Raw genomic sequence first — 22,582 nt, 5'->3', positions numbered from 1 at the left:
TTTTATGAAAATCCGTGAACTCGCCCAGCATTGGGAAGAAACCGCCAAGGGTCGCCTGACCGACACCGGCTACACGATTCAACTGGATGTGGAAGCTGCCGCACGGCTGGCGGCGATCGCCGAGATGTACCCCAAACGCCATGCCGAAGAATTGCTCGGCGAGCTGATCGGCGCCGCCCTCGAAGAGTTCGAAGCGAGCCTGCCGTATGTGAAAGGCTCGACCGTGGTCGCCACCGACGAAGAAGGCGATCCGCTGTATGAGGATGTCGGCCCGACCCCGCGTTTTCTCGCGTTGTCGCGGCGTCATCTGCATGACTTGTCGGCTGCTGCCGGGAAGCAGAAACACTGATTCCTGACCCTTCAGAACGGTGGGAATGGTTTGCCCTCGATGGCGTCAGTTCAGCAGCACATGTGCTGTATTTGATGGCCTCATCGCTGGCAAGCCAGCTCCCACAGGGACTGTGTCCCCCCCTCCGCTTTTGCGCCGTTTCTCGCCCGCGCGTACCTCTGCCCACCGCCAAAGTTCCCGGTTTAGAGCCCTGTCCGTTCGGTCAAAGTTTTTTTTGGCGATGGGCCATCTTTTCTGAACTTTTGAAAAATGCCTTCGGTCGGAACAGGTAACCACGCCTGGAACGAGCGTTTCAAAACGCGCTGACACATGACGGTTGTCACTCCTCGACCAGGATGGATTTCGAAGCTTCCAAGGAGTTAACCAATGGAGTTGAAGACCATGAAGACCCAAACCTCGTTCTCCCACCTGCGCGGTCTGAAACTGGCTGCTCTGGCCATCGGCACCAGCTTCGTGCTGGCCGGTTGTGCCGGCAATCCACCGACCGAGCAATACGCCGTCACTCAATCGGCAGTCAACAGCGCGGTCAGCGCTGGCGGTACCGAGTTCGCCGCCGTGGAGATGAAGCAGGCTCAGGACAAGCTGAAGCAAGCCGAAATCGCCATGCACGACAAGAAGTATGACGAAGCCCGTCGCTTGTCCGAGCAGGCCGAGTGGGATGCCCGCGTTGCCGAACGCAAGGCTCAGGCAGCCAAGGCCGAACTGGCTGTGAAGGACTCCCAGAAAGGTGTTCAGGAATTGCGTCAGGAAAGTCAGCGCCCAGTGCAGTAAGCGCGCATCCCGACCGCAAGGCTGAAACTCTTATCGATATAAAGGACGAACGATTATGCGTAAACAACTGATGATCCCCGCTCTCCTGGCTGCAAGCGTTGCCCTGGCTGCCTGCTCCACGCCACCCAACCCGAACCTGGAACAGGCACGCACCAACTACGCCGGCCTGCAGGCCAACCCGCAGGCAAGCAAGGTCGCTGCGCTGGAAACCAAGGACGCCAGCGACTATCTGGACAAGGCCGACAAGGCTTATCTGGATAAAGAAGACGCCGCCAAGGTCGATCAACTGGCTTATCTGACCAACCAGCGCGTGGAAGTGGCCAAGCAGACCATCGCTCTGCGCACCGCTGAAAACAACCTGAAGAACGCCGCCGCCCAACGTGCCCAGGCCCGTCTGGATGCCCGCGATCAGCAGATCAAACAGCTGCAGGACAGTCTCAACGCCAAGCAGACCGACCGCGGCACGCTGGTGACTTTCGGTGACGTGCTGTTCGCCACCAACAAGGCCGACCTGAAATCCAGCGGTCTGGTGAACATCAACAAACTGGCGCAATTCCTCCAGGAAAACCCTGATCGCAAAGTGATCGTCGAGGGCTACACCGACAGCACCGGTACCGCGAGCTACAACCAGTCGCTGTCCGAGCGTCGCGCGACTTCGGTGCAGGTTGCGCTGATCAAGATGGGTGTAGACCCGTCGCGTATCGTCGTACAGGGTTATGGCAAGGAATACCCGGTGGCGGATAACACCTCGGTCTCGGGCCGTGCGATGAACCGTCGCGTGGAAGTGACCATTTCCAACGACAACCAGCCAGTGATGCCGCGTTCGGCCGTGAGCTCGACCTCGCACTGATTCGCTGAGCGGTAAATGAAAAGCCCCGCCTGAGTGATCAGGCGGGGCTTTTTTGTCTGACGCAGATTTACTCTTCGAGCTTCTGCGGCGTCTCCTGGCCCATGCAGCGCACGGCCCTTTTCTGGCTGTTGACCAGCACCCCGGTCAGGCCTTTCTGTTCGGTGTCGAACAGCACCAGCACGCCATCGATGCATTGCGCCACTTGCGGCGCCGGGGTCAGGGAGACCTTGTAGTCTTCGCCGGGAACGGTCTTGAGCATGGTGAAGTCGTTGAGCAGCAACGCATCCTCGGGTTTGGCGAAGTGCAGGTAGCCGTAGTACCACAGGGCGCCGACGGTGCCGAGGATGCTGCAGATGCCGGTGATGATCAGCGGGATGGCGTTACGTTCTTCACTCATTGCGGACTCTCTGGTGGTTCGTCTTCAGAATTCGGGGGTGTCGGATAATTCGGGATCTCGCCGAGACGGCGCAGGCCGTTGAAGTGTTCGGGATCGTCGAGGTAGCGCAGCATCACCTGACGCCAGACCGGGTCGCCGAAGGTCTGCACATGCCCGCCCCGGGTCAGCTGCAGCACACGCGGTGGCGGCGCAGCTTGATACAGACGGATGCCGTTGGAAAGGGGCACCAGCGGATCGTCGAGGCTGTGGAAGATCAGTTTCGGCACGCCATTGAGCTGCGGCATGGCGTTGATCGCACTGTCGCTGTCCGGCACCAGCCACGACAGCGGCACCTGAAACGGCCAGGTCAACCATGAAGTGCTGAGGGCGTACTGGCCGACGCTGCGGTAACTGGCGGGCACGCCGTCGAGCACCAGGGCCTTGAGCTGTTTTTGCCTTTGCGGATGTTGCACCAGCCAATGCACCGCCATCGCCCCGCCGAGACTCTGGCCCAGCAGCACCAGCGGCTTGCCTTTGACCTCCGGCGCCTTGTCCAGCCAGGCGAAGGCGGCATCGATGTCCTGATAGATCGCCGGCAGGCTCGGTTCGCCCTCGGACAAACCGTAACCGCGATAGTCCACCAGCAGCACCTGATAGCCGTTCTTCGGCAACCACCAGCTCCCGCCCAAGTGCATCGGCAAATTGCCGCCGTTGCCGTGCAGGTGCAGCACCGTACCCTTGACCTCGACACCCGGTTTGGCCGGCAGCCACCAGGCATTCAGCTTGAGGCCGTCGGCGGTGGTCAGGGTGACGGTGCGGTATTCGAGCTTGGCCTTTTCCGGGGTGAAGATCTGCCCCGGTTCAGGGTAGAACAGCAAGGAACTGCAACCGCCGAGGGTCAGAAGCAGGCAAAGGATGCCGAGGATTCTCATCCGGTGAAACCTCGCAAAATTTCGGGTTGGAATTAGATCGTTCCCACGTCGAGGCGTCGAACCGTCCGCGTGGGAATGCCGCCATGGACGCTCCGCGTCCACTGTGACGCGGAGCGTCACGGGATGCATTCCCACGCAGAGCGTGGGAACGATCAATCGGTGTGGTTACAGGATGTTGGAGTAATCCGCCTCGATCCGGTCCAGGCTCAAGTGATTGAGGAAGTTGGAGAAGCACATCCACGCCGACAACGCGTTCATGTCGCGGAACTGGTCCGGCAGGTACTTCGGCGGCACCACCAATCCTTCGTCCACCAACTGACGCAGGGTTCGCATGTCTTCCAACGTGGTCTTGCCACAGAACAACAGCGGGATCTGCTCGAGCTTGCCCTTGCGCACGGCCAACTGAATGTAGTTGTAAACCATGATGAAGCCCTTGAGGTAGGACAAGTCTTTGGTGAATGGCAGGCCGGTCGGCGTCGATCCACGGAAAACCCGACTGGCGTTGCCGTAGCTTTCCGCCATCTCGAAGCCCTGCTCGCGGAAGAACTCGAAAATCTGCAGAAAGTCCGCACCCTCCTCGACCATGTGAATGGCGCGGGTGCGGTTGGTCAGTTTGCGCAGGCGGCTCGGGTAGGAGGCGAAGGTGATGATTTCCATCAGGATCGCCAGGCCTTCCTGAGTCACCGTCGACGAGGGCGGGCCCTTGGACAGGAAGGTGCAGATCGGCTGGTTCAAGCCGTTGAGCGTGGTGCCGACGTGCACCAGGCCTTCGTGAACTTCCAGCGCGCGCACGTCGCGGTCGTTGAACATCGCGTCGGTGCGGATCTTGATGTAGTCGGCACCCGCCGCCGCATCGGCGACGATACCGTCGGACTCAAACACGCGGATGGTTTCTTCAGCCTCGCCGAACACCTTGTTCAGGCGAGTTTGCAGCAGGTGCACGGCGTCTTTGGCGGTGAGGATCTTCGGTTCGTCCTTCAGGTCGCCACGGCCGTCGATGTTGTTCAGATAGTCCGACATCATCAGGCCGAGGTCGGCCAGGGTCGGGTCACCGGCGTGGAACGCATCGGACGCGGCGCCGTACAGTTCCTGGGAAATCAGGCCGAAATCCTCGGTGCCGCGCGCTTCGAGCATGCGCACCACCATCCGGTATTCCTTGCACATGCGGCGCATGATCTGGCCGACCGGGTTGAACTGGCCGAGCTGACGGGTGATGTCGCGCTCGATGTTCTGGAATTCCAGCTTGACCTTGCTCGAATCGAAGGACAGCGGCCGGTTGAGGTAGTAGTCACGATCCACCGCCGGCAATTCCTTGCCCTTGGCCTTGAGGAAGCCCTTGCGGATGTTCTCGTCCCACTTGACCGCGTCGAGCACGCGGATCGGCGTCTGCGCCAGCACTATGCGATCGGACAGAATGCGTATCGTCTGCTGGTAATCGTCCACCCGAAACTCCTGTAGAAAACGTGACGAACTGAATTATTTGGCTTTGGCCTGATGCTGATAGCGCGCCGCTTCGACGAAAACGTCGGAATTGGCCGGGTCGTCGAGGTAAGCAAAGACCTTTTCAAGCGGGCTGTCGACCTGCACGCCCTCGCCGTCATCGGTCTGGAAGCCCTGGCCGTCGAGGGCTTTCTGGGCGATGGCCTGGTTGATCTGTTCGAGGTCGAGGTTGTAGATCACCAGTTCGCGCTTGTCGGTGATCTCGAAGCCGGCGATGGTGAAGTGCCCGCCGTATTGCGCCGGCACCCTCGCCGACAGGTACCAGCGGTTGCCGTGGCGCGACACCGTGAACGGATAGGCTTCACGCTCCCGGGGTTTGGCTTTGAAATACGCAACCGCCTGATAGCGGTCGTTGCCCAGGCGCGTCAGCTCCAGATTCATCGGCTCGCCCCAGGCATTGGTGCTCGACCATTTGCCGAGCAGGCCCTTGGGCGCCGGTTCACTGGCGGGCAGCGGCTCCTTGAAGGTCACCAGACATCCGCTGAGCAGCAGGAACGACAAGGCGATCAGCACGCCACGCCAGGCTTTCATTCGACACTCCCTTGAACACCCGTTTCTTCTGATCGTTCCGACGCTCCGCGTGGGAATGCATACAGTGACGCTCTGCGTCACATTGGACGCAGAGCGTCCATGGCGGCATTCCCACGCAGAGCGAGGGAACGATCAGGGTCGAGAATTACACCGACGCGAGTACCAGGTGCATATAGCGCGTCAGAATGCCGAGCATGTCCTCTTCGGCCAAAGGCTCGGCGTCGTTGAGCAGGCCCTGATATTCCATCCGTCCGATAATCGCCGTCAACACCTTGGCATCCTGCTGTGGCTCGCGTGAGCCCAATACCTGGAACAACTGGCAGGTGCCCTGCAACAGAATCTGCTGATGGGAACGCACCAGTTCCGCCAGACGCGGGTTGAGCAGCGCTTCCTGGCGGAACGCCTGCTCGGCCATCAAATGCTCGCGACGGTTGACCAGTTGCCGGTGCACGTAGTCGGCCATCAACCGCGCGATATCGTCGGCCAGTTGCGAACGCGATTCCGGGCTGCCGTCACCGCTGACCACCATTTCGCGCAGCAGGCCTTCGTTGTTGATCCACAGCTTGGCCATGTAGGCCGCGCTGCGTTCGACGTACTGGGCGAAGGTATCGGTGAGCAGGTCATCGATGTCCTTGAAGTAATACGTGGTGGCCGACAGCGGCACACCGGCCTCGGCCGCCACCGCCCGGTGACGCACGGCCCGCACACCGTCGCGCACGACAATGCGCATCGCCGCATCGAGAATGTCCTGTCGACGCTGTTCACTGCCCTGCCGGCTGGCCTTGCGGCCCTGGTACTGAACACTTTCAGCGACCGCAGTGGCGATTCCCGCTGCACCCTCTTGAGCCATTGCACCGATCACGACAGGCATACCTCTGTTGTTTTCTTCAAAATTAACCATTTGATACGTTTGTACCAGACAGGCAATAAAAAGCCGCCTATTTCAGGCGGCTTTTTTATTGAAACACTTACGCTTGTGGCCGCATGTGCGGGAACAGGATCACGTCGCGGATCGACGGGGAGTTGGTCAGCAGCATCACCAGACGGTCGATGCCGATACCTTCACCGGCCGTCGGCGGCATGCCGTACTCCAGCGCGCGAACGAAGTCAGCGTCGTAGTGCATGGCTTCGTCGTCGCCGGCGTCCTTGTCGGCCACCTGCGCCATGAAACGCTCGGCCTGGTCTTCCGCGTCGTTCAGCTCGGAGTAGGCGTTGGCGATTTCACGGCCGCCGATGAACAGCTCGAAGCGGTCGGTGACGTTCGGGTTGTCGTCGTTGCGACGAGCCAGCGGCGACACTTCGAACGGATACTGGGTAATGAAGTGCGGCTGTTCCAGCTTGTGCTCGACCAGCTCTTCGAAAATCATCACCTGCAGCTTGCCCAGACCTTCGAAGCCCAGCACCTTGGCGCCGGCCTTCTTGGCGATGGCGCGAGCCTTGTCGATGTCGTTCAGGTCATCGGCGGTCAGCTCAGGGTTGTACTTGAGGATCGAGTCGAACACCGACAGGCGCACGAACGGCTCGCCGAAGTGGAACACCTTGTCGCCGTACGGCACGTCGGTGCTGCCCAGAACCAGCTGCGCCAGTTCGCGGAACAGTTCTTCGGTCAGGTCCATGTTGTCTTCGTAGTCGGCGTAAGCCTGGTAGAACTCCAACATGGTGAATTCTGGGTTATGACGAGTCGAAACGCCTTCGTTACGGAAGTTGCGGTTGATCTCGAACACTTTTTCGAAGCCGCCAACCACCAGGCGCTTGAGGTACAGCTCCGGCGCGATACGCAGGAACATTTCCATGTCCAGCGCGTTGTGATGGGTTTCGAACGGCTTGGCCGCGGCGCCGCCAGGAATGGTCTGCAGCATCGGCGTTTCGACTTCGAGGAAGTCGCGCTTCATCAGGAAGCTGCGGATGTGCGCGATCACTTGCGAACGTACGCGGAAGGTCTGGCGCACGTCTTCGTTGACGATCAGGTCAACGTAGCGCTGACGGTAGCGCTGTTCGGTGTCGGTCAGGCCGTGGTGCTTGTCCGGCAGCGGGCGCAGGGATTTGGTCAGCAGGCGCACGCTGGTCATCTCGACATACAGGTCGCCCTTGCCGGAGCGGGCCAGGGTGCCTTCGGCGGCGATGATGTCGCCCATGTCCCAGGTTTTCACCGCGGCCAGGGTTTCTTCGGACAGGGTCTTGCGGTTGACGTAGACCTGGATGCGACCGGTCATGTCCTGGATCACCATGAACGAGCCACGGTTGAGCATGATGCGACCTGCAACCTTGACCGGGATCGCAGCCTCTGCCAGCTCTTCCTTGGTCTTGTCCGCGTACTGTTTCTGCAACGCATCGCAGTAGTTGTCGCGGCGGAAGTCGTTCGGGAAGGCGTTGCCCTTGGCGCGCTCGGCAGCAAGCTTTTCCTTGCGCAGAGCGATCAGGGAGTTTTCTTCCTGTTGCAGGGCTTGCGGATCGAGTTGTAGGTCGCTCATGTCTTTAAATTTTCCATCACAGGTTCGTTGCCCCCGCCGGCGACGGGGGACTTGAGGTCGGTTGAAAGCTTACAGCCCCGATTTCAGGCTGGCTTCCAGGTATTCGTCGATGTCGCCGTCGAGTACCTTGTCGCAGTCGCTGCGTTCGATGTTGGTGCGCAGATCCTTGATCCGCGACGCATCGAGCACGTACGAACGGATCTGGTGACCCCAGCCGATATCGGACTTGGTGTCTTCCAGGGCCTGGGACGCCGCGTTGCGCTTCTGCATTTCCTGCTCGTACAACTTGGCCCGCAGCATTTTCATGGCGGTGTCCTTGTTGGCGTGCTGGGAACGTTCGTTCTGGCAGCTCACCACGGTGTTGGTCGGTACGTGGGTGATACGTACGGCCGAGTCGGTGGTGTTTACGTGCTGACCACCGGCACCGGAGGAACGATAGGTGTCGATCCGCAGGTCTGCCGGGTTGATTTCGATTTCCACCTTGTCATCGATCTCTGGCGAGACGAAAACCGCGGAGAACGAGGTGTGGCGACGGTTGCCGGAGTCGAACGGGCTCTTGCGCACCAGACGGTGTACGCCGATCTCGGTACGCAGCCAGCCAAAGGCGTATTCGCCCTTGATGTGCACGGTCGCACCCTTGATCCCGGCGACTTCACCGGCCGACAGCTCCATGATGGTCGCGTCGAAACCGCGTTTGTCGGCCCAGCGCAGGTACATGCGCAGCAGGATGTTGGCCCAGTCCTGGGCTTCGGTGCCGCCGGAACCGGCCTGGATGTCCAGGTAGGCGTTGTTCGGGTCCATCTCGTGGCTGAACATACGGCGGAATTCGAGCTTGGACAGGGACTCTTCGAGACCTTGAAGGACTTCGACGACGTCGTTGACCGCGCCCTCGTCGTTCTCTTCAACGGCCATGTCCAGCAGCTCGCGGCAATCGGCCAGGCCACCGTTCAGTTCGTCGAGGGTATCGACGATCTGCGCCAGCGCAGCGCGCTCGCGGCCCAGTTCCTGGGCGTATTCAGGTTTGTTCCAGACGGCAGGATCTTCAAGCTCGCGATTGACTTCGATCAGGCGCTCATGCTTTTGATCGTAGTCAAAGATACCCCCGAATAGTTTCGGAGCGCTCGGACAGGTCCTTGATGGTGTTCAGGATCGGGTTGATTTCCATGACGGGCAGCACTCGTTGGCGAACTTTTGAAAGCCGGCGAGTATAACGTAATCAAGCTGTCACGGCAGCCCGTCTGGCGGCTCTTGAGGCGAATGAACCCAATGGTTCATTCGATCCCCACCTGATTGCGCCCGTTGTTCTTGGCCAGGTACAGGCCACGGTCCGCCGCCGAGATCAGCAACCGGCAGTCGCTGCCCGACTCCGGCACCATGGTCGCCAGGCCGATGCTGATGGTCAGGCTCGAGCCTTCGGCCGGGGCATTGTGCGGAATCTTCAGCGCCGCGACCGTCTGGCGCAGCTTTTCCGCCACCAGTCGGGCCCCGCCCGGCGAGGTGTTGGGCAGCACCAGCGCAAATTCTTCGCCGCCATAACGCGCCGGCAGATCGGACGGCCGGGCACTGGCCTCGCGGATGGCCGTGGCGACCTTGCGCAAGGCCTCGTCGCCTTCGACGTGGCCGAAGGTGTCGTTGTAGGACTTGAAGTAATCGACGTCGATCATCAGCAACGACAACTGGCTCTGGTCGCGCAACGAGCGGCGCCATTCCAGTTCCAGGTATTCGTCGAAGTGCCGGCGGTTGGACAGCCCGGTCAGGCCGTCGGAGTTCATCAGGCGTTGCAGGACGAGGTTGGTGTCGAGCAATTGCTGCTGGCTGACCCGCAACGCGCGGTAGGCCGCGTCCCGTTGCAGCAGGGTCATGTAGGAGCGCGAGTGATAGCGGATGCGCGCCACCAGCTCGATGTTGTCCGGCAGTTTGACCAGATAATCGTTGGCCCCGGCGGAGAACGCCGCGCTCTTGATCAGCGGGTCTTCCTTGGTCGACAGGACAATGATCGGAATGTCTTTGGTCGCCGGGTGATTGCGGTATTCGCGCACCAGGCTCAGGCCGTCGAGGCCCGGCATCACCAGATCCTGCAGGATCACGGTCGGCTTGATCCGCACCGCGTGGGCCACGGCCTGATGCGGGTCGGAGCAGAAGTGGAAGTCGATGTTCTCTTCATTCGACAGCCCACGGCGCACGGCCTCGCCGATCATCGCCTGATCGTCCACCAACAACACCATGGCGGCGTTCTCGTCGGTTTTGATGTCATCGATCTGTAAGTCATTCATGGGCGGTCACCTGAGTGCTGCGGGGGCCAGGATTGCCGATGGACGTATTCATTTTGGGAAAATCTCCAGCAACCGTGGCGCTATCTTTTCCAGTGGACGGATTTCTACGGCCGCATCGATGGCCGCTGCGGCCTTGGGCATGCCGTACACCGCACTGCTCTGCTGATCCTGCGCGATGGTCAGGTAACCCTGTTGGCGCATGAGCTTAAGCCCTTGCGCCCCGTCGCGTCCCATCCCTGTCAATAAAACCCCTACTGCGTCACCGTTCCAGTAATTGGCGACGCTTTCGAAAAACACGTCGATCGAGGGGCGGTAGATCTCGTTGACCGGCTCGGCGGTGTAGGCCAGCGTGCCGTTCTTGAGCAAACGAATATGGTGGTTGGTGCCGGCCAGCAGCACTGCGCCGGCCTGCGGCGGTTCGCCTTCGCGGGCCAGACGCACATCCAGGCCGCTGGCGCTGGCCAGCCATTCGGCCATGCCGGCGGCAAACACCTGGTCGACATGCTGCACCAGCACGATGGCCGCCGAAAAGTGGCGCGGCAGGCCTTTGAGCAAGATTTCCAGCGCCGCCGGGCCACCGGCCGAAGAGCCGATCGCCACCAGTCGCTGGCGCGAGGCGGTACTGCGCGGTGCCGCAGGTGCGGGGCGTGAGCGGGCGGTTTTCTCGCCGATCAGCCAGCCGATGTTGAGGATTTTACGCAGCAGCGGCGCCGCCGCTTCCTGAGGATTGCCACCGCCGATGGCCGGGGTATCGACCACGTCCAGCGCGCCGTGGCCCATGGCTTCGAACACCCGGTGCACGTTCTGCTGGCGGTCCACGGTGACGATGACGATCGCACACGGGCTCTCGGCCATGATCCGGCGGGTGGCCTCGACGCCATCCATCACCGGCATGATCAGGTCCATCAGGATCAGGTCCGGGGTGTTCTCCGCGCACAGCCGTACCGCTTCGGCGCCGTTGTTGGCGACCCACAGCACCTGATGCGCCGGCTCGAAGGCCAGCGCGCGGCGCAGGGCCTCCACTGCCAAAGGCATGTCGTTGACGATTGCGATCTTCATGCCCGCGCTCCTCCGATGAGCTCAACCACTGCGTCGAGCAGGGCGTCGTCATGAAAACTGGCCTTGGCCAGATAATAGTCGGCCCCGGCGTCCAGTCCACGGCGGCGATCTTCCTCGCGATCCTTGTAGGACACCACCATCACCGGCAGCGATTGCAGACGGTTGTCGCGGCGCAGCAGCGAAACCAGCTCGATGCCGTCCATGCGCGGCATGTCGATGTCGGTGATCAGCAGATCGAAATCCTCGGAGCGCAGGGCGTTCCAGCCGTCCATGCCATCCACCGCAACGGCCACGTCGTAGCCGCGATTGAGCAGCAGCTTGCGTTGCAGCTCGCGCACGGTCAGCGAGTCGTCGACCACCAGAATCCGTTTGCGCGCGGCTTCTGCGGCCTGATGGCCGTGACGCGCAATGCGCTCCAGACGCCCGGTATTGAGCAGTTTGTCCACCGAACGCAGCATATCTTCGACGTCGACGATCAGCACCACCGAGCCATCGTCGAGCAAGGCCCCGGCGGAAATGTCCTGCACCTTGCCCAGCCGCTCGTCCAGCGGCAGCACCACCAGCGTGCGCTCGCCAATGAAGCGCTCGACCGCCACGCCGTAGATCGCATCGCGCTCGCGGATGACCACGACTTTCAGGGTGTCGCCGCTGTTCTGACTGACCGGACGTTGCAATAACTGACTGGCCGCGACGAGCCCGACATGTCGGCCCTCGTGCCAGAAATGCTGGCGCCCTTCGACCTGCACGATGTCCTCCGGCGCCAGGTCGCACATGCGCTCGATGTGCGCCAGCGGGAAGGCGTAGGCCTCGTCACCGACTTCCACCACCAGGCTGCGCACCACCGACAGGGTCAGCGGCACCTCCAGATGGAAACGGCTGCCCTCGCCCGCCGTCTGTTCCAGCACCACCGCGCCGCGCAGCTGGCGAACCATGTGCTGCACGGCATCGAGGCCGACGCCACGACCGGAGACCTCGGTGACCTTGTCCCGCAGGCTGAAACCCGGCAGAAACAGGAAGGTCAGCAGTTCTTCTTCACTCAACTGGGCGGCGGTTTCCGCGGGCGACAACTGACGTTCGACGATGCTGCGCCGGACCTTTTCCAGATCCACGCCGTTGCCGTCGTCGCTCAGTTCGAGCACCAGCAGACCGGCCTGATGCGAGGCGCGCAGACGGATCAGGCCTTCCTCGGACTTGCCCTTGAGCAGGCGTTCCTGTGGGGTTTCGATGCCGTGATCGACCGCGTTGCGCAGCAGGTGCGTCAGCGGGGCTTCGAGTTTCTCCAGCACATCGCGGTCGACCTGGGTCTTCTCGCCTTCAATCTCCAACCGCACCTGTTTACCGAGGCTGCGACCGAGGTCGCGCACCATCCGCACCTGCCCGGACAGTACATCGGCGAACGGCCGCATGCGGCAGGCCAGCGCGGTGTCGTAGAGCACTTGTGCGCGCTGGCTCGCTTGCCAGGCGAACTCGTCGAGTTCGGCGTTTTTCTCTGCCAGCAGTTGCTGGGATTCGGCGAGCAAACGGCGCGCGTCTTCCAGCGCCTCTTGAGCCTCAAGGCTCAGGGCGTGCTCCTTGAGATGAACGTTGAGACTTTCCAGCGCCCGCAGGCCGTTGTTCTGCATGCGTTTGAGGCGCTGCATCGTGGCCAGGTGCGGCTTGAGGCGCTGGGTTTCCACCAGGGATTTGCTCGACAGGTCGAGCAGGCTGTTCAGACGTTCGGCGGTGACCCGCAGCACCCGCTCGCCACCTTCGGTGGCGCGTTTGCTCTTGCGCGGCGCGGGTTCCGGTTCGGCAACCTCGACCGGGATTTCAACCGGCGCAGGCTCCGCCACCGACGGTGGCTGAAGCTGCAACTCGGCCATCAGCGGCGCACTCGCAGCGGCGGGCACTAGTGGCGGCGCCGTCGGATCGAGCAATCCGCCCATCAACGCCACGTAAGCCTCGATGTCCGCCGGTTGCGGGCCATTGGCCGGGGTGGCGATGCGCATCAGCAAGTCGGTGCCCTGCAACAACGCGTCGATATGTTCCGGGCGCAGGAACAACCGGCCTTCCTGCGCACTGACCAGACAATCTTCCATCACGTGGGCGACGCTGACGCCGCTGTCGATACCAACGATCCGCGCCGCGCCTTTCAAAGAGTGCGCCGCACGCATGCACGACTCGAGCTGATCGGCCTGGGTCGGGTTGCGCTCCAACGCCAGCAGCCCGGCGCTGAGCACCTGGGTCTGGGCTTCGGCTTCGAGGCTGAACAGCTCGAGCAAGGAGGCGTCGCGCATTTGCTCGGGGGTCATGTGAGGCTCCGGGACACGGCGGACAGCAACTGTTCTTCATCCAGCCAACGCAGGCTGCGACCTTTGAAAGGCAACACGCCTCGGGTGTATTTGGCGCTGGCCTGTGCGCCGGAGCGCGACGCGGCGTCGAGGATTCGCTCGTCGATGGCGTGAATCCCGTCGACCTCGTCCACCGGCACCACCACTGGCCCGCCCTGGGCCGAGATGATCAGCATGCGCGGCATGATCCGCGCGCCGGTCGCCGGGGCCGCGTTACTGTCGAGGTCGAGCAGTTCGACCAGCGACAGGCACGCCACCAACGCCCCACGCACGTTCGCCACGCCTAGCAAGGCCCGGGAGCGCTGGTGCGGCAGCGAGTGAATCGCCTGCAACGGCGCGACCTCCACCAGGCTGCGGGTGGCCAGGCCGAGCCATTCTTCGCCGAGGCGGAACATCAGCAACGACCGGGTTTTCAGCTCGGTTTCGACCTGGGTCGCCACCGGATCGCGCTCGTCCTGCTGCAACGCATAGCGGTCGAGCAGGCGTGTGGCAGCGGCGGAATACACCGAGCAATTGCGGCAATGGATGTGCTCGTCCAGCAGCGGGCAGGACTTGTCGCCATGGATGCCGATGCGGTTCCAGCAATCGTCGATGGCCCGGGCGTCTTCGTGGGTGACGTTCAAGGTGTCGGACGGGATCATCGTTTACGCTCACTGTCGGCGGTGCGGTCGCTGCGGGCGGCGCGCTCCTGCAATCGTCTGGCGCCGGCCGTGTCGCCCTGGGCCTGCAGCAGCGCAGCCAGGTGCATCAAGGCTTCGGGGTGTTGCGGTTCGAGGTACAGCGCCTTGCGGTAAAAGCCCTGGGCTTCGAGGGCGCTGCCGGCAACATCGCTGAGCAGGCCGAGCCAGTAAAACACCTGGGCCACCGGCTCATGGCTGCGCAAATACTGTTCGCACGCGGACCGGGCTTCGGCGCTTTTGCCTTCGTTGGCCAGGGCGGCGATGTTGGCCAGCAAGGTCGCCGCTTCGGGGTTGGTGCTCTTAGCCGTCGCCGGCAAAGGCGTCACGCCAGCAAACGGACGGTTGCGCACCGGCGGCGGTGGCGTGCTGCGCAGCGGTTGGCGCGCAGGCAACGGCAGCGCAATCGCGGTCGGCATCGGTAACGGTTCGGGTTGTGGATCGCTGTGACGGCTGAAGGCGAAAGACTGTGGAATCCCGATCGAACGCATGCCGAGCCGCCCAAGCAGACTGCCCTCGGCCGGGCCGATAAACAGCACGCCATCGACATGGGTCAGGCGCTTGAGCACGGCGAACACCTGCTGCTGGGTCGGCTGATCGAAATAGATCAGCAGGTTGCGGCAGAACACGAAATCGAACGGCGGCTCGTTGACCAGCAATGACGGATCGAGCACGTTGCCGACCTGCAGGCGCACCTGCTCGCGGACGATTTCATTCACCCGAAAGCCCTCGTTCTCGGCGAAAAAATGCCGCTCGCGAAAGTCCAGTTCCTGGCCGCGAAACGAGTTCTTGCCGTACAGCGCCCGCCGCGCCTTGTCCACTGACAAGGGGCTGACGTCCATGCCATCGACCTTGAACTGATGGGGCTTGAGGCCGGCATCGAGCAAGGCCATGGCAATCGAATAGGGTTCTTCGCCAGTGGAACACGGCAGGCTGAGGATGCGCAGCGCGCGCATGTTATTCAATTCGCCCAGGCGTTTGCGCGCCAGTTTGCCCAGCGTGGCGAAGGATTCCGGGTAACGGAAAAACCAGGTTTCGGGGACGATCACCGCTTCGATCAGCGCCTGCTGTTCATCCCGCGAGCCTTGCAGCATCTGCCAGTACTCATCGGCATTCACCGTTTGCGACAGGGTGATGCGCTGGCGCACGGCCCGTTCGATGATCGCCGGCCCGACCGAAGCGACGTCGAGGCCGATGCGTTCCTTGAGGAAGTCGAAGAAGCGCTGGTCGCTGCTCATGGCTGCTCCTCAAGCCGCGCCGGATCCAGCGGCGGTGTCGGGAACAACAGCGTGCGCACCGACTCGTCGAGCAAGTCGTTGACCCGCACCCACTGCACCAACCCCTGCGCATCCTCACGCACCGGGCCCAGGTACGGCGCCTGACGATTGTCGAGGCCGTACGGCTGGAAATCAGCCGGGTTGCAGCGCAGGGTATCGGTGGCCTGTTCGAGGATCAGGCCCAGCCATTGCGAGGGTTGCGAGTCATCCACGCGATAATGCACCAGCACCAGTCGCGTGCTGGTACGCGCTTGCGCAGGATGGCCGAAGGTCAGGGCACTGAGGTCGATCACCGGCACCACTGTGCCACGGTAGGCGAACACCCCCGCCACCCAGTGCGGCGCCCGGGCAATCGGTTTCAACGGCAGGCGCGGCAGCACTTCGGCCACTTCCGTGGCGCGCAAGGCGTAGCGTTCGCTGCCGATGCGAAACAGCAGGAACAACGCCTGCTTCGCCACCGGTGCAGCGCTGCGTTTGGCGGTGATTTCGCTCATCAGACTTTGAATCGCGAAACGCCGCTGCGCAGGCCCACGGCCACCTGGCTCAGTTCGTCGATGGCGAAACTGGCCTGACGCAACGACTCGACCGTCTGGCTGCTGGCATCACCCAGTTGCACCAGCGCGTGGTTGATCTGCTCGGCGCCGGTGGCCTGGGCCTGCATGCCTTCGTTGACCATCAACACCCGCGGCGCCAGCGCCTGCACCTGATGGATGATCTGCGACAGCTGCTCGCCGACTTGCTGCACCTCAGCCATGCCGCGCCGCACTTCCTCGGAGAACTTGTCCATGCCCATCACCCCGGCGGACACCGCCGACTGGATCTCGCGGACCATCTGTTCGATGTCGTAAGTCGCGACAGCGGTCTGATCCGCCAGACGCCGCACTTCGGTGGCGACCACGGCGAAACCGCGACCGTATTCGCCGGCCTTCTCCGCTTCGATCGCGGCGTTCAGGGACAGCAGGTTGGTCTGGTCGGCGACCTTGACGATGGTCACGACCACCTGATTGATGTTGCCGGCCTTCTCGTTGAGGATCGCCAGTTTGGCGTTCACCAGATCCGCCGCGCCCATCACCGAGTGCATGGTGTCTTCCATCCGCGCCAGGCCTTGCTGCCCGGAACCGGCCAGCACCGAGGCCTGATCGGCGGCGGTGGAGACTTCAGTCATGGTGCGTACAAGGTCGCGAGAGGTCGCGGCGATTTCTCGGGACGTCGCGCCAATTTCAGTGGTGGTCGCAGCGGTTTCGGTGGCGGTGGCTTGCTGTTGTTTGGAAGTGGCGGCGATCTCGGTCACCGAGGTGGTGACCTGCACCGACGAGCGCTGGGCCTGGGACACCAGCGAGGTGAGCTCGGTCATCATGTCGTTGAAGCCGGTTTCCACGGCACCGAACTCGTCCTTGCGGTCGAGGTTCAAGCGGCTGCTCAAATCGCCGGTGCGCATGATGTCGAGGATCTGCACGATGCGGTTCATCGGTGCCATGATCGCGCGCATCAGCAGCAGACCGCAGACACCGGCCGCCAGCACGGCCACCAGCAGCGAGACGAACATGCTGACCTTGGCCGCCGCCACGGCCTCATCAATGTTGGCCATGGCCTTGTCAGCGACTTTCTTGTTCTCGCCAATGATGTCGTTGAGCTTCATCCGGCCCGAGTACCAGGTCGGAGTCAATTGCTCGTGGAACAGCTTGACGGCGTCGGCCTCCAGATTGCGCTTGTGCAGATCGAGCACCGCATCCTGAATTTTCAGGTAGGCATCGTGATACTTCTCGAACGCCGCGAATTCGAGCTTGTCCTCGTCCGTGACTACCGTGCCACGGTAATTGGCCATCTGTTCCTGAAGCCGGGATTCGAAAGCCTTGTAATCGGCCGCATCTTCACTGCTGATGCCCTGCCCTTCCTTGAGACCCAGCAGTTCCTGTGTTTGCAGATAACTGTCGACCCACGCGCCACGAATCATCGAGCTGTAATAGACGCCGGGAATCGCGTCGTCACGGACGCTGTTTTCACTGGCTTCGATCTTCAGCAGCCGCGAATACGAGACGACCACCATCAGCAGCATGATGGCGATAATCACCGCAAAGCTCGCCAAAATGCGTTGGCGCAACGTCCAGTTCTTCACAGTCAGTCCTCGGGGCGGGTCGAAATGCGGGGGAGTATAGCTGAGGGCGGTGTTTCATTTATAAGACGGTTTGCCGCGCCCAGGCCTTCCGGTCATAAAACACGACGGGCTCTGGACTGGGACTTTCCGGCAATCGGCGGTCGGCGTGCCAGTGACGCAATGGCAAAAAGGGGCGATGGATTGGTCATTTCAGCTGCTGCAACGAAAGAACCCGCCGTCCTGTGCGGGATTGCGGGTTCTGATATCGCTGACAACAGTTTTACTGGGTAGCTACACGGACCTGCTTCTCCAACTCCACCTTCAACCCCGGCTCCAGCTTCAACTGCCGCGCCAGTTCATCCAGATAGCTCTTCTCCATGAAGTTCTCCTCATCCACCATCATCACGCTCGCCACGTACATCTCGGCGGCCATCTCCGGCGTGCTCGCCGCGCGGGCGACGTCGGTGGGGTCGAGGGGTTTGTTGAGTTCGGCGTGGAGCCAGTGCTTGAGTTCCTGATCGTTGTCGAGTTTGGTGAATTCACCTTCGATCAGTTGGCGTTCGCGGTCGTCGATGTGGCCGTCGGCCTTGGCGGCGGCGACCAGGGCTTTGAGGATGGCCTGGCTGTGTTGTTCGACTTGTGCCGGTGGCAGGCGATCGAGGGTTTGCGGTTCGCTTTGTGGGGCAGTGCCCTTCTGGGCGTTCCAGTTGCCGTAGGCTTTGTAGGCAATCACGCCCAGTGCGGCGAGGCCGCCGTAGAGGGCGACTTTACCGCCAACCTTACGGGCCTTTTTACTGCCCAGCAGCAGGCCCATGGCGCCGGCCGCCAGGGCACCGCCGCCTGCGCCTGACAGCAAGCCGCCGAGTGCGCCGTTACTGGAAGATCCGCCCAGCAAGCCGCCCAAACCACCGGCAGCCGGTTTGTTCTGCGCCCCGCCCGCCTTGTTCTGCAGCAGATCCTGGCCGGACTTGAGGAGTTGATCGAGCAATCCACGGGTGTTCATGTTCCGTCTCCAAACTGGGGTTATCCGGATCAATAAGGCCCTCAGCCTAGTTCGAAAGTGCCCGTGACTTGGGTGCGAGTGTGCTTCCAGATGTTGCCTGGCCCACCGCAGCCCTTCGCGAAAATAGATATACACTCGAGGCAATCTATAAAAACCGCCCACCGGGTAAACCTTCCATGATGACCTTGCGTCAGATCCGCCATTTCATCGCCGTGGCCGAGACCGGCTCGATCTCTGCCGCTGCGCAAACCGCGTTCATTTCCCAATCGACCCTGACCCTGGCCATCCAGCAACTGGAGGAAGAAATCGGCGTCAGCCTGTTCAATCGCCACGCCAAGGGCATGACCCTTACCCATCAGGGGCATCAATTCCTGCGCCAGGCACACCTGATTCTGGCCACCGTGGACAACGCCAAACGCAGCCTGCAACAAAGCACCGATCAGGTCGCCGGGCAGTTGATCGTCGGGGTGACCAGTCTGGTGGCCGGTTATTACCTGGCGGATTTGCTCACCCGTTTCCAGCGCGCCTACCCCAATGTCGAGATCCGGGTGATGGAGGACGAGCGACCGTACATCGAGCATTTGCTGGTCAGTGGCGAGATCGATGTCGGTGTGCTGATCCTCTCCAACCTCGAAGACCGCCACGCCTTGCAGACCGAAGTATTGACCCACTCGCCGCACCGTTTGTGGCTGCCGGCCCAGCATCCGCTGCTGGAACACGACAGCATCAACCTCGCCGACGTCGCCCGGGAGCCGTTGATTCAGCTGAACGTCGACGAGATGGATCGCAACGCCCAACGCCTGTGGCGCGGCGCTGGGCTGCAACCGAAGATAACCCTCAGAACTGCGTCCACCGAGGCCGTAAGAAGTCTGGTCGCGGCGGGTCTCGGCGTTTCGATCCAGCCCGACATGACCTACCGCCCTTGGTCGCTGGAAGGCGACATCATCGAAGCCCGGCCGATTGCCGATCTCAACCAGACCCTTGACGTCGGTCTGGCCTGGCGTCGTGGCACCGCCCGCCCCGCGCTGGTCGATCCTTTCCTGACCGTGGCCCGCGAGCAGCCCCACGGCGGACGCAAGCCATCTATTTAATCGAATGCCACCTTCAGTATTTAGAATTTGTCGACCCCGGAGCCGCGCACTAGTCTTGCTGCATCGATAAGACGGTCGGCTCCCGGAACAGGGAGCAACATGGCCATACAAGAAAAGAGATCACGGAAAATGGCTGGCGCGCAGACCCACATGCACACCGCGTTGCTGATCGACGGCGAACTGGTCGCCGGCCAGGGTTTTGTCGAACCGATCCTCAACCCGGCCACCGGCGAAGTCCTGACCCAGATCGCCGAGGCCTGCACCGAGCAAGTCGAAGCCGCCATCCTCGCCGCCCACCGCGCCTTTGCCGAATGGTCGCGCACCACCCCGCAACAACGCTCGAACTTCTTGCTGGAAATCGCCAACGCCGTCGAAAAACACGCTGACCACCTCGCCCGCCTCGAAGCCCTGAACTGCGGCAAGCCTTTGCATCTGGCGCGGCAAGACGACTTGACCGCCACCGTCGATGTATTCCGCTTCTTCGCCGGCGCCGTGCGCTGCCAGACCGGGCAGCTCAGCGGCGAATACGTGCCGGGCTACACCAGCATGGTGCGCCGCGATCCGATCGGTGTTGTCGCCTCGATTGCACCGTGGAACTACCCGATCATGATGGCCGCGTGGAAGATCGCCCCGGCTCTCGCCGCCGGCAATACGCTGGTGTTCAAGCCGTCCGAGCACACGCCGCTGTCGATTCTGGCGCTGGCGCCAGCGCTGGCCGAAATCCTGCCGCGTGGGGTGATCAACATCGTCTGCGGTGGCGGCGAAGGGGTCGGCAGTCATCTGGTCGGCCACCCGAAAGTACGGATGGTGTCGCTGACCGGCGATATCGTCACCGGCCAGAAAATCCTCCAGGCCGCTGCCAAAACCCTGAAACGCACGCACCTCGAACTCGGTGGCAAGGCGCCGGTGATTGTTTGTAACGATGCGGATCTGAAAGCGGTGGTCGAAGGCGTGCGCACTTATGGCTATTACAACGCCGGGCAGGATTGCACCGCCGCGTGCCGGATCTACGCCCAGGCCGGAATTCACGACAAGTTGGTGGCCGAACTCGGCGCGGCGGTCAGCAGCCTGCGCTTCGCTGGCAAACGCGATGCCGACAACGAAATCGGCCCGCTGATCAGCACTCGTCAGCGCGACCGCGTGGCCAGTTTCGTCGAGCGCGCCCTCGGTCAGCCACACATCGAGCGGGTAACCGGCGCGGCAGTGCATTCCGGCGCCGGGTTCTTCTATCAGCCAACCCTGCTGGCCGGTTGCAAACAGAGCGATGAAATCGTCCAGCGCGAAGTGTTCGGCCCGGTGGTGACCGTGACCCGCTTCGACGAACTGGCGCAAGCGGTGGACTGGGCCAACGACTCGGAATACGGCCTCGCCTCATCGGTCTGGACCCAGAACCTGGACAAGGCGATGCAGGTCGCCGCGCGGCTGCAATACGGCTGCACCTGGATCAACAGCCATTTCATGCTGGTCAGCGAAATGCCCCACGGCGGGTTGAAACGCTCCGGTTACGGCAAAGACTTATCCAGCGATTCGCTACAGGACTACAGCGTGGTGCGGCACGTAATGGCCCGGCACAGCCGGGAGCTTTAAGCGGCGAGCTACAAGCCGCAAGCCCAAAGCAGATCGCTGTTTCTTGCAGCTTGAAGCTCGTCGCTTGCGACTACTCTTAACAAAAACCTAAAAAACAAAGAGGTGTGTCTCATGTTCGTGCACAAGACCGCACTGCTCAGTGCAATCACCATGGCCCTGCTGGCCAGCGCCAGCCTGCAGGCCGCCGAGCCGCTGAAAGCCGTCGGCGCCGGCGAAGGCCAGCTGGATATCGTCGCCTGGCCCGGCTACATCGAACGCGGTGAAAGCGACAAGGCCTACGACTGGGTGACCGGTTTCGAGAAGGAAACCGGCTGCAAGGTCAATGTGAAAACCGCCGCCACCTCTGACGAAATGGTCAGCCTGATGGCCAAGGGCGGTTACGACCTGGTGACCGCGTCGGGCGATGCCTCGTTGCGGTTGATCGTCGGCAAGCGTGTGCAGCCGATCAACACCGCGTTGATCCCGAACTGGAAGTCCCTCGACCCACGCCTGAAAGACGCGCCGTGGTACGTGGTCAACAGCCAGACCTACGGCACCCCGTACCAGTGGGGCCCGAACGTGCTGATGTACAACACCAACGTCTTCAAGACCGCGCCGACCAGCTGGAACGTGGTGTTCGACGCGCAGAACCTGCCCGATGGCAAGCCGAACAAGGGCCGCGTGCAGGCTTACGACGGCCCGATCTACATCGCCGATGCGGCGCTTTACCTGAAATCCACCAAGCCTGAGCTGGGGATCAAGGATCCGTACCAGCTCACCGAAGATCAGTACAAGGCTGTGCTGGAACTGTTGCGCGCCCAGCAGAAGCTGATCCACCGCTACTGGCACGACACCACCGTGCAGATGAGCGACTTCAAGAACGAAGGCGTGGTCGCGTCCAGCGCCTGGCCGTACCAGGTCAACGGGCTGATCAACGAGAAACAGCCGATCGCTTCGACCGTGCCGAAAGAAGGCGCCACCGGCTGGGCCGACACCACCATGCTGCACGCCGAGGCCAAGCACCCGAACTGCGCCTACAAATGGATGGACTGGTCGCTGCAGCCGAAAGTCCAGGGTGATGTGGCGGCATGGTTCGGTTCGTTGCCGGCGGTTCCGGCGGCTTGCCAGGGTAGTGAACTGCTGGGTGCCGAGGGGTGCAAAACCAACGGGTTCGATCAGTTCGACAAGATCGCTTTCTGGAAAACACCGCAGGCTGAGGGTGGGAAGTTTGTGCCGTATAGCCGGTGGACGCAGGACTACATTTCGATTATGGGCGGTAGGTAATACCCACACACCGATCGTTCCCACGTCGAGGCGTCGAACCGTCCGCGTGGGAATGCATCACCGGACGCTCCGCGTCCATTCGCAAGAGCTGACGCAGAGCGTCACGGGCTGCATTCCCACGCAGAGCGTGGGAACGATCAACTCGAA

21 protein-coding genes are annotated in these 22,582 nt (G+C 62.1%); 6 read left to right on the top strand and 15 right to left on the bottom strand.

From position 1 onward, the window contains the following. Positions 1-4 precede the first annotated feature (4 nt). The 3 genes from AC07Y2_RS17480 (at position 5) to lptF (ending at position 1,970) form a co-directional block, all read left to right on the top strand. A complete protein-coding gene (locus tag AC07Y2_RS17480) occupies positions 5-349 on the top strand; it encodes a hypothetical protein (RefSeq protein WP_039769621.1) in 345 nt (114 codons plus the stop codon). 366 nt (positions 350-715) lie between these two features. Further along, positions 716-1,120, top strand: coding sequence for a DUF4398 domain-containing protein (locus AC07Y2_RS17475; protein ID WP_011332653.1), 405 nt, complete (start codon positions 716-718; stop codon positions 1,118-1,120). Positions 1,121-1,175: 55 nt separating this feature from the next. After that, positions 1,176-1,970: a lipotoxin F family OmpA-related lipoprotein LptF gene (lptF, locus tag AC07Y2_RS17470; RefSeq protein ID WP_074691263.1), complete on the top strand. Its 795-nt coding sequence runs from the start codon at positions 1,176-1,178 to the stop codon at positions 1,968-1,970. A gap of 67 nt (positions 1,971-2,037) precedes the next feature. Here lptF and AC07Y2_RS17465 read toward each other — a convergent pair whose 3' ends face one another. The 15 genes from AC07Y2_RS17465 to AC07Y2_RS17395 form a co-directional block, all read right to left on the bottom strand. Next, on the bottom strand, positions 2,038-2,367 hold the full coding sequence (locus AC07Y2_RS17465; RefSeq protein WP_074691261.1) for a PA3694 family proteiin: 330 nt from the start codon (positions 2,365-2,367) through the stop codon (positions 2,038-2,040). Then, a complete protein-coding gene (locus tag AC07Y2_RS17460) occupies positions 2,364-3,278 on the bottom strand; it encodes an alpha/beta hydrolase (protein ID WP_103386452.1) in 915 nt (304 codons plus the stop codon). Before AC07Y2_RS17460 ends, AC07Y2_RS17465 begins: the two co-directional genes overlap by 4 nt. A 165-nt stretch (positions 3,279-3,443) precedes the next feature. Further along, the gene (locus tag AC07Y2_RS17455; RefSeq protein ID WP_064593712.1) at positions 3,444-4,721 is read right to left on the bottom strand and encodes a flavohemoglobin expression-modulating QEGLA motif protein; all 1,278 of its coding nucleotides are present in this window, start codon (positions 4,719-4,721) and stop codon (positions 3,444-3,446) included. Positions 4,722-4,754: 33 nt separating this feature from the next. Beyond that, positions 4,755-5,309: a hypothetical protein gene (locus AC07Y2_RS17450; RefSeq protein ID WP_103386451.1), complete on the bottom strand. Its 555-nt coding sequence runs from the start codon at positions 5,307-5,309 to the stop codon at positions 4,755-4,757. A gap of 145 nt (positions 5,310-5,454) precedes the next feature. After that, entirely contained in the window at positions 5,455-6,159 is a 705-nt protein-coding gene (locus AC07Y2_RS17445) for a TetR/AcrR family transcriptional regulator (protein WP_011332647.1), read from the bottom strand. Positions 6,160-6,277: 118 nt separating this feature from the next. Next, positions 6,278-7,780, bottom strand: coding sequence for a lysine--tRNA ligase (gene lysS / locus AC07Y2_RS17440; RefSeq protein ID WP_039769614.1), 1,503 nt, complete (start codon positions 7,778-7,780; stop codon positions 6,278-6,280). A 69-nt stretch (positions 7,781-7,849) separates the two neighbouring features. Continuing rightward, a protein-coding gene (prfB, locus tag AC07Y2_RS17435) for a peptide chain release factor 2 (protein WP_102621447.1) occupies positions 7,850-8,945 on the bottom strand; the annotation gives its coding sequence in 2 pieces (ribosomal slippage) (positions 7,850-8,872 and positions 8,874-8,945; 1,095 coding nt in all). Between the two features lie 106 nt (positions 8,946-9,051). Next, a complete protein-coding gene (locus tag AC07Y2_RS17430) occupies positions 9,052-10,053 on the bottom strand; it encodes a response regulator (protein ID WP_039769610.1) in 1,002 nt (333 codons plus the stop codon). A gap of 48 nt (positions 10,054-10,101) precedes the next feature. Continuing rightward, the gene (locus AC07Y2_RS17425) at positions 10,102-11,112 is read right to left on the bottom strand and encodes a chemotaxis response regulator protein-glutamate methylesterase (protein ID WP_103386450.1); all 1,011 of its coding nucleotides are present in this window, start codon (positions 11,110-11,112) and stop codon (positions 10,102-10,104) included. Continuing rightward, positions 11,109-13,403, bottom strand: a complete 2,295-nt coding sequence (locus AC07Y2_RS17420) for a hybrid sensor histidine kinase/response regulator (RefSeq protein WP_103386449.1) — start codon at positions 13,401-13,403, stop codon at positions 11,109-11,111. Before AC07Y2_RS17420 ends, AC07Y2_RS17425 begins: the two co-directional genes overlap by 4 nt. Further along, positions 13,400-14,083: a chemotaxis protein CheW gene (locus AC07Y2_RS17415; protein ID WP_007954679.1), complete on the bottom strand. Its 684-nt coding sequence runs from the start codon at positions 14,081-14,083 to the stop codon at positions 13,400-13,402. Before AC07Y2_RS17415 ends, AC07Y2_RS17420 begins: the two co-directional genes overlap by 4 nt. Beyond that, positions 14,080-15,357, bottom strand: a complete 1,278-nt coding sequence (locus tag AC07Y2_RS17410) for a CheR family methyltransferase (protein ID WP_103386448.1) — start codon at positions 15,355-15,357, stop codon at positions 14,080-14,082. Before AC07Y2_RS17410 ends, AC07Y2_RS17415 begins: the two co-directional genes overlap by 4 nt. Then, positions 15,354-15,890: a chemotaxis protein CheW gene (locus AC07Y2_RS17405; protein ID WP_074691249.1), complete on the bottom strand. Its 537-nt coding sequence runs from the start codon at positions 15,888-15,890 to the stop codon at positions 15,354-15,356. The genes AC07Y2_RS17410 and AC07Y2_RS17405 overlap by 4 nt, the downstream gene beginning before the upstream one ends. Next, positions 15,890-17,512, bottom strand: a complete 1,623-nt coding sequence (locus AC07Y2_RS17400) for a methyl-accepting chemotaxis protein (RefSeq protein ID WP_103386447.1) — start codon at positions 17,510-17,512, stop codon at positions 15,890-15,892. Before AC07Y2_RS17400 ends, AC07Y2_RS17405 begins: the two co-directional genes overlap by 1 nt. Before the next feature lie 259 nt (positions 17,513-17,771). Continuing rightward, entirely contained in the window at positions 17,772-18,494 is a 723-nt protein-coding gene (locus tag AC07Y2_RS17395) for a tellurite resistance TerB family protein (protein ID WP_074691245.1), read from the bottom strand. Positions 18,495-18,670: 176 nt separating this feature from the next. On the opposite strand from AC07Y2_RS17395, the gene AC07Y2_RS17390 reads away from it, so the two are divergent. The 3 genes from AC07Y2_RS17390 (at position 18,671) to ydcS (ending at position 22,435) form a co-directional block, all read left to right on the top strand. Continuing rightward, complete coding sequence (locus AC07Y2_RS17390; protein ID WP_007954670.1) at positions 18,671-19,585, top strand: LysR family transcriptional regulator; 915 nt, start codon at positions 18,671-18,673, stop codon at positions 19,583-19,585. Between the two features lie 99 nt (positions 19,586-19,684). Continuing rightward, positions 19,685-21,172, top strand: a complete 1,488-nt coding sequence (locus AC07Y2_RS17385) for a gamma-aminobutyraldehyde dehydrogenase (RefSeq protein WP_103386446.1) — start codon at positions 19,685-19,687, stop codon at positions 21,170-21,172. Positions 21,173-21,283: 111 nt separating this feature from the next. Next, positions 21,284-22,435: a putative ABC transporter substrate-binding protein YdcS gene (gene ydcS / locus AC07Y2_RS17380; protein ID WP_103386445.1), complete on the top strand. Its 1,152-nt coding sequence runs from the start codon at positions 21,284-21,286 to the stop codon at positions 22,433-22,435. Positions 22,436-22,582: the final 147 nt, after the last annotated feature.

It is taken from the genome of Pseudomonas sp. GW456-12-1-14-TSB6, assembly GCF_059424205.1.
Note: the sequence above shows the minus strand (reverse complement) of the source record. Positions and strands in the feature narration are given on the sequence as shown.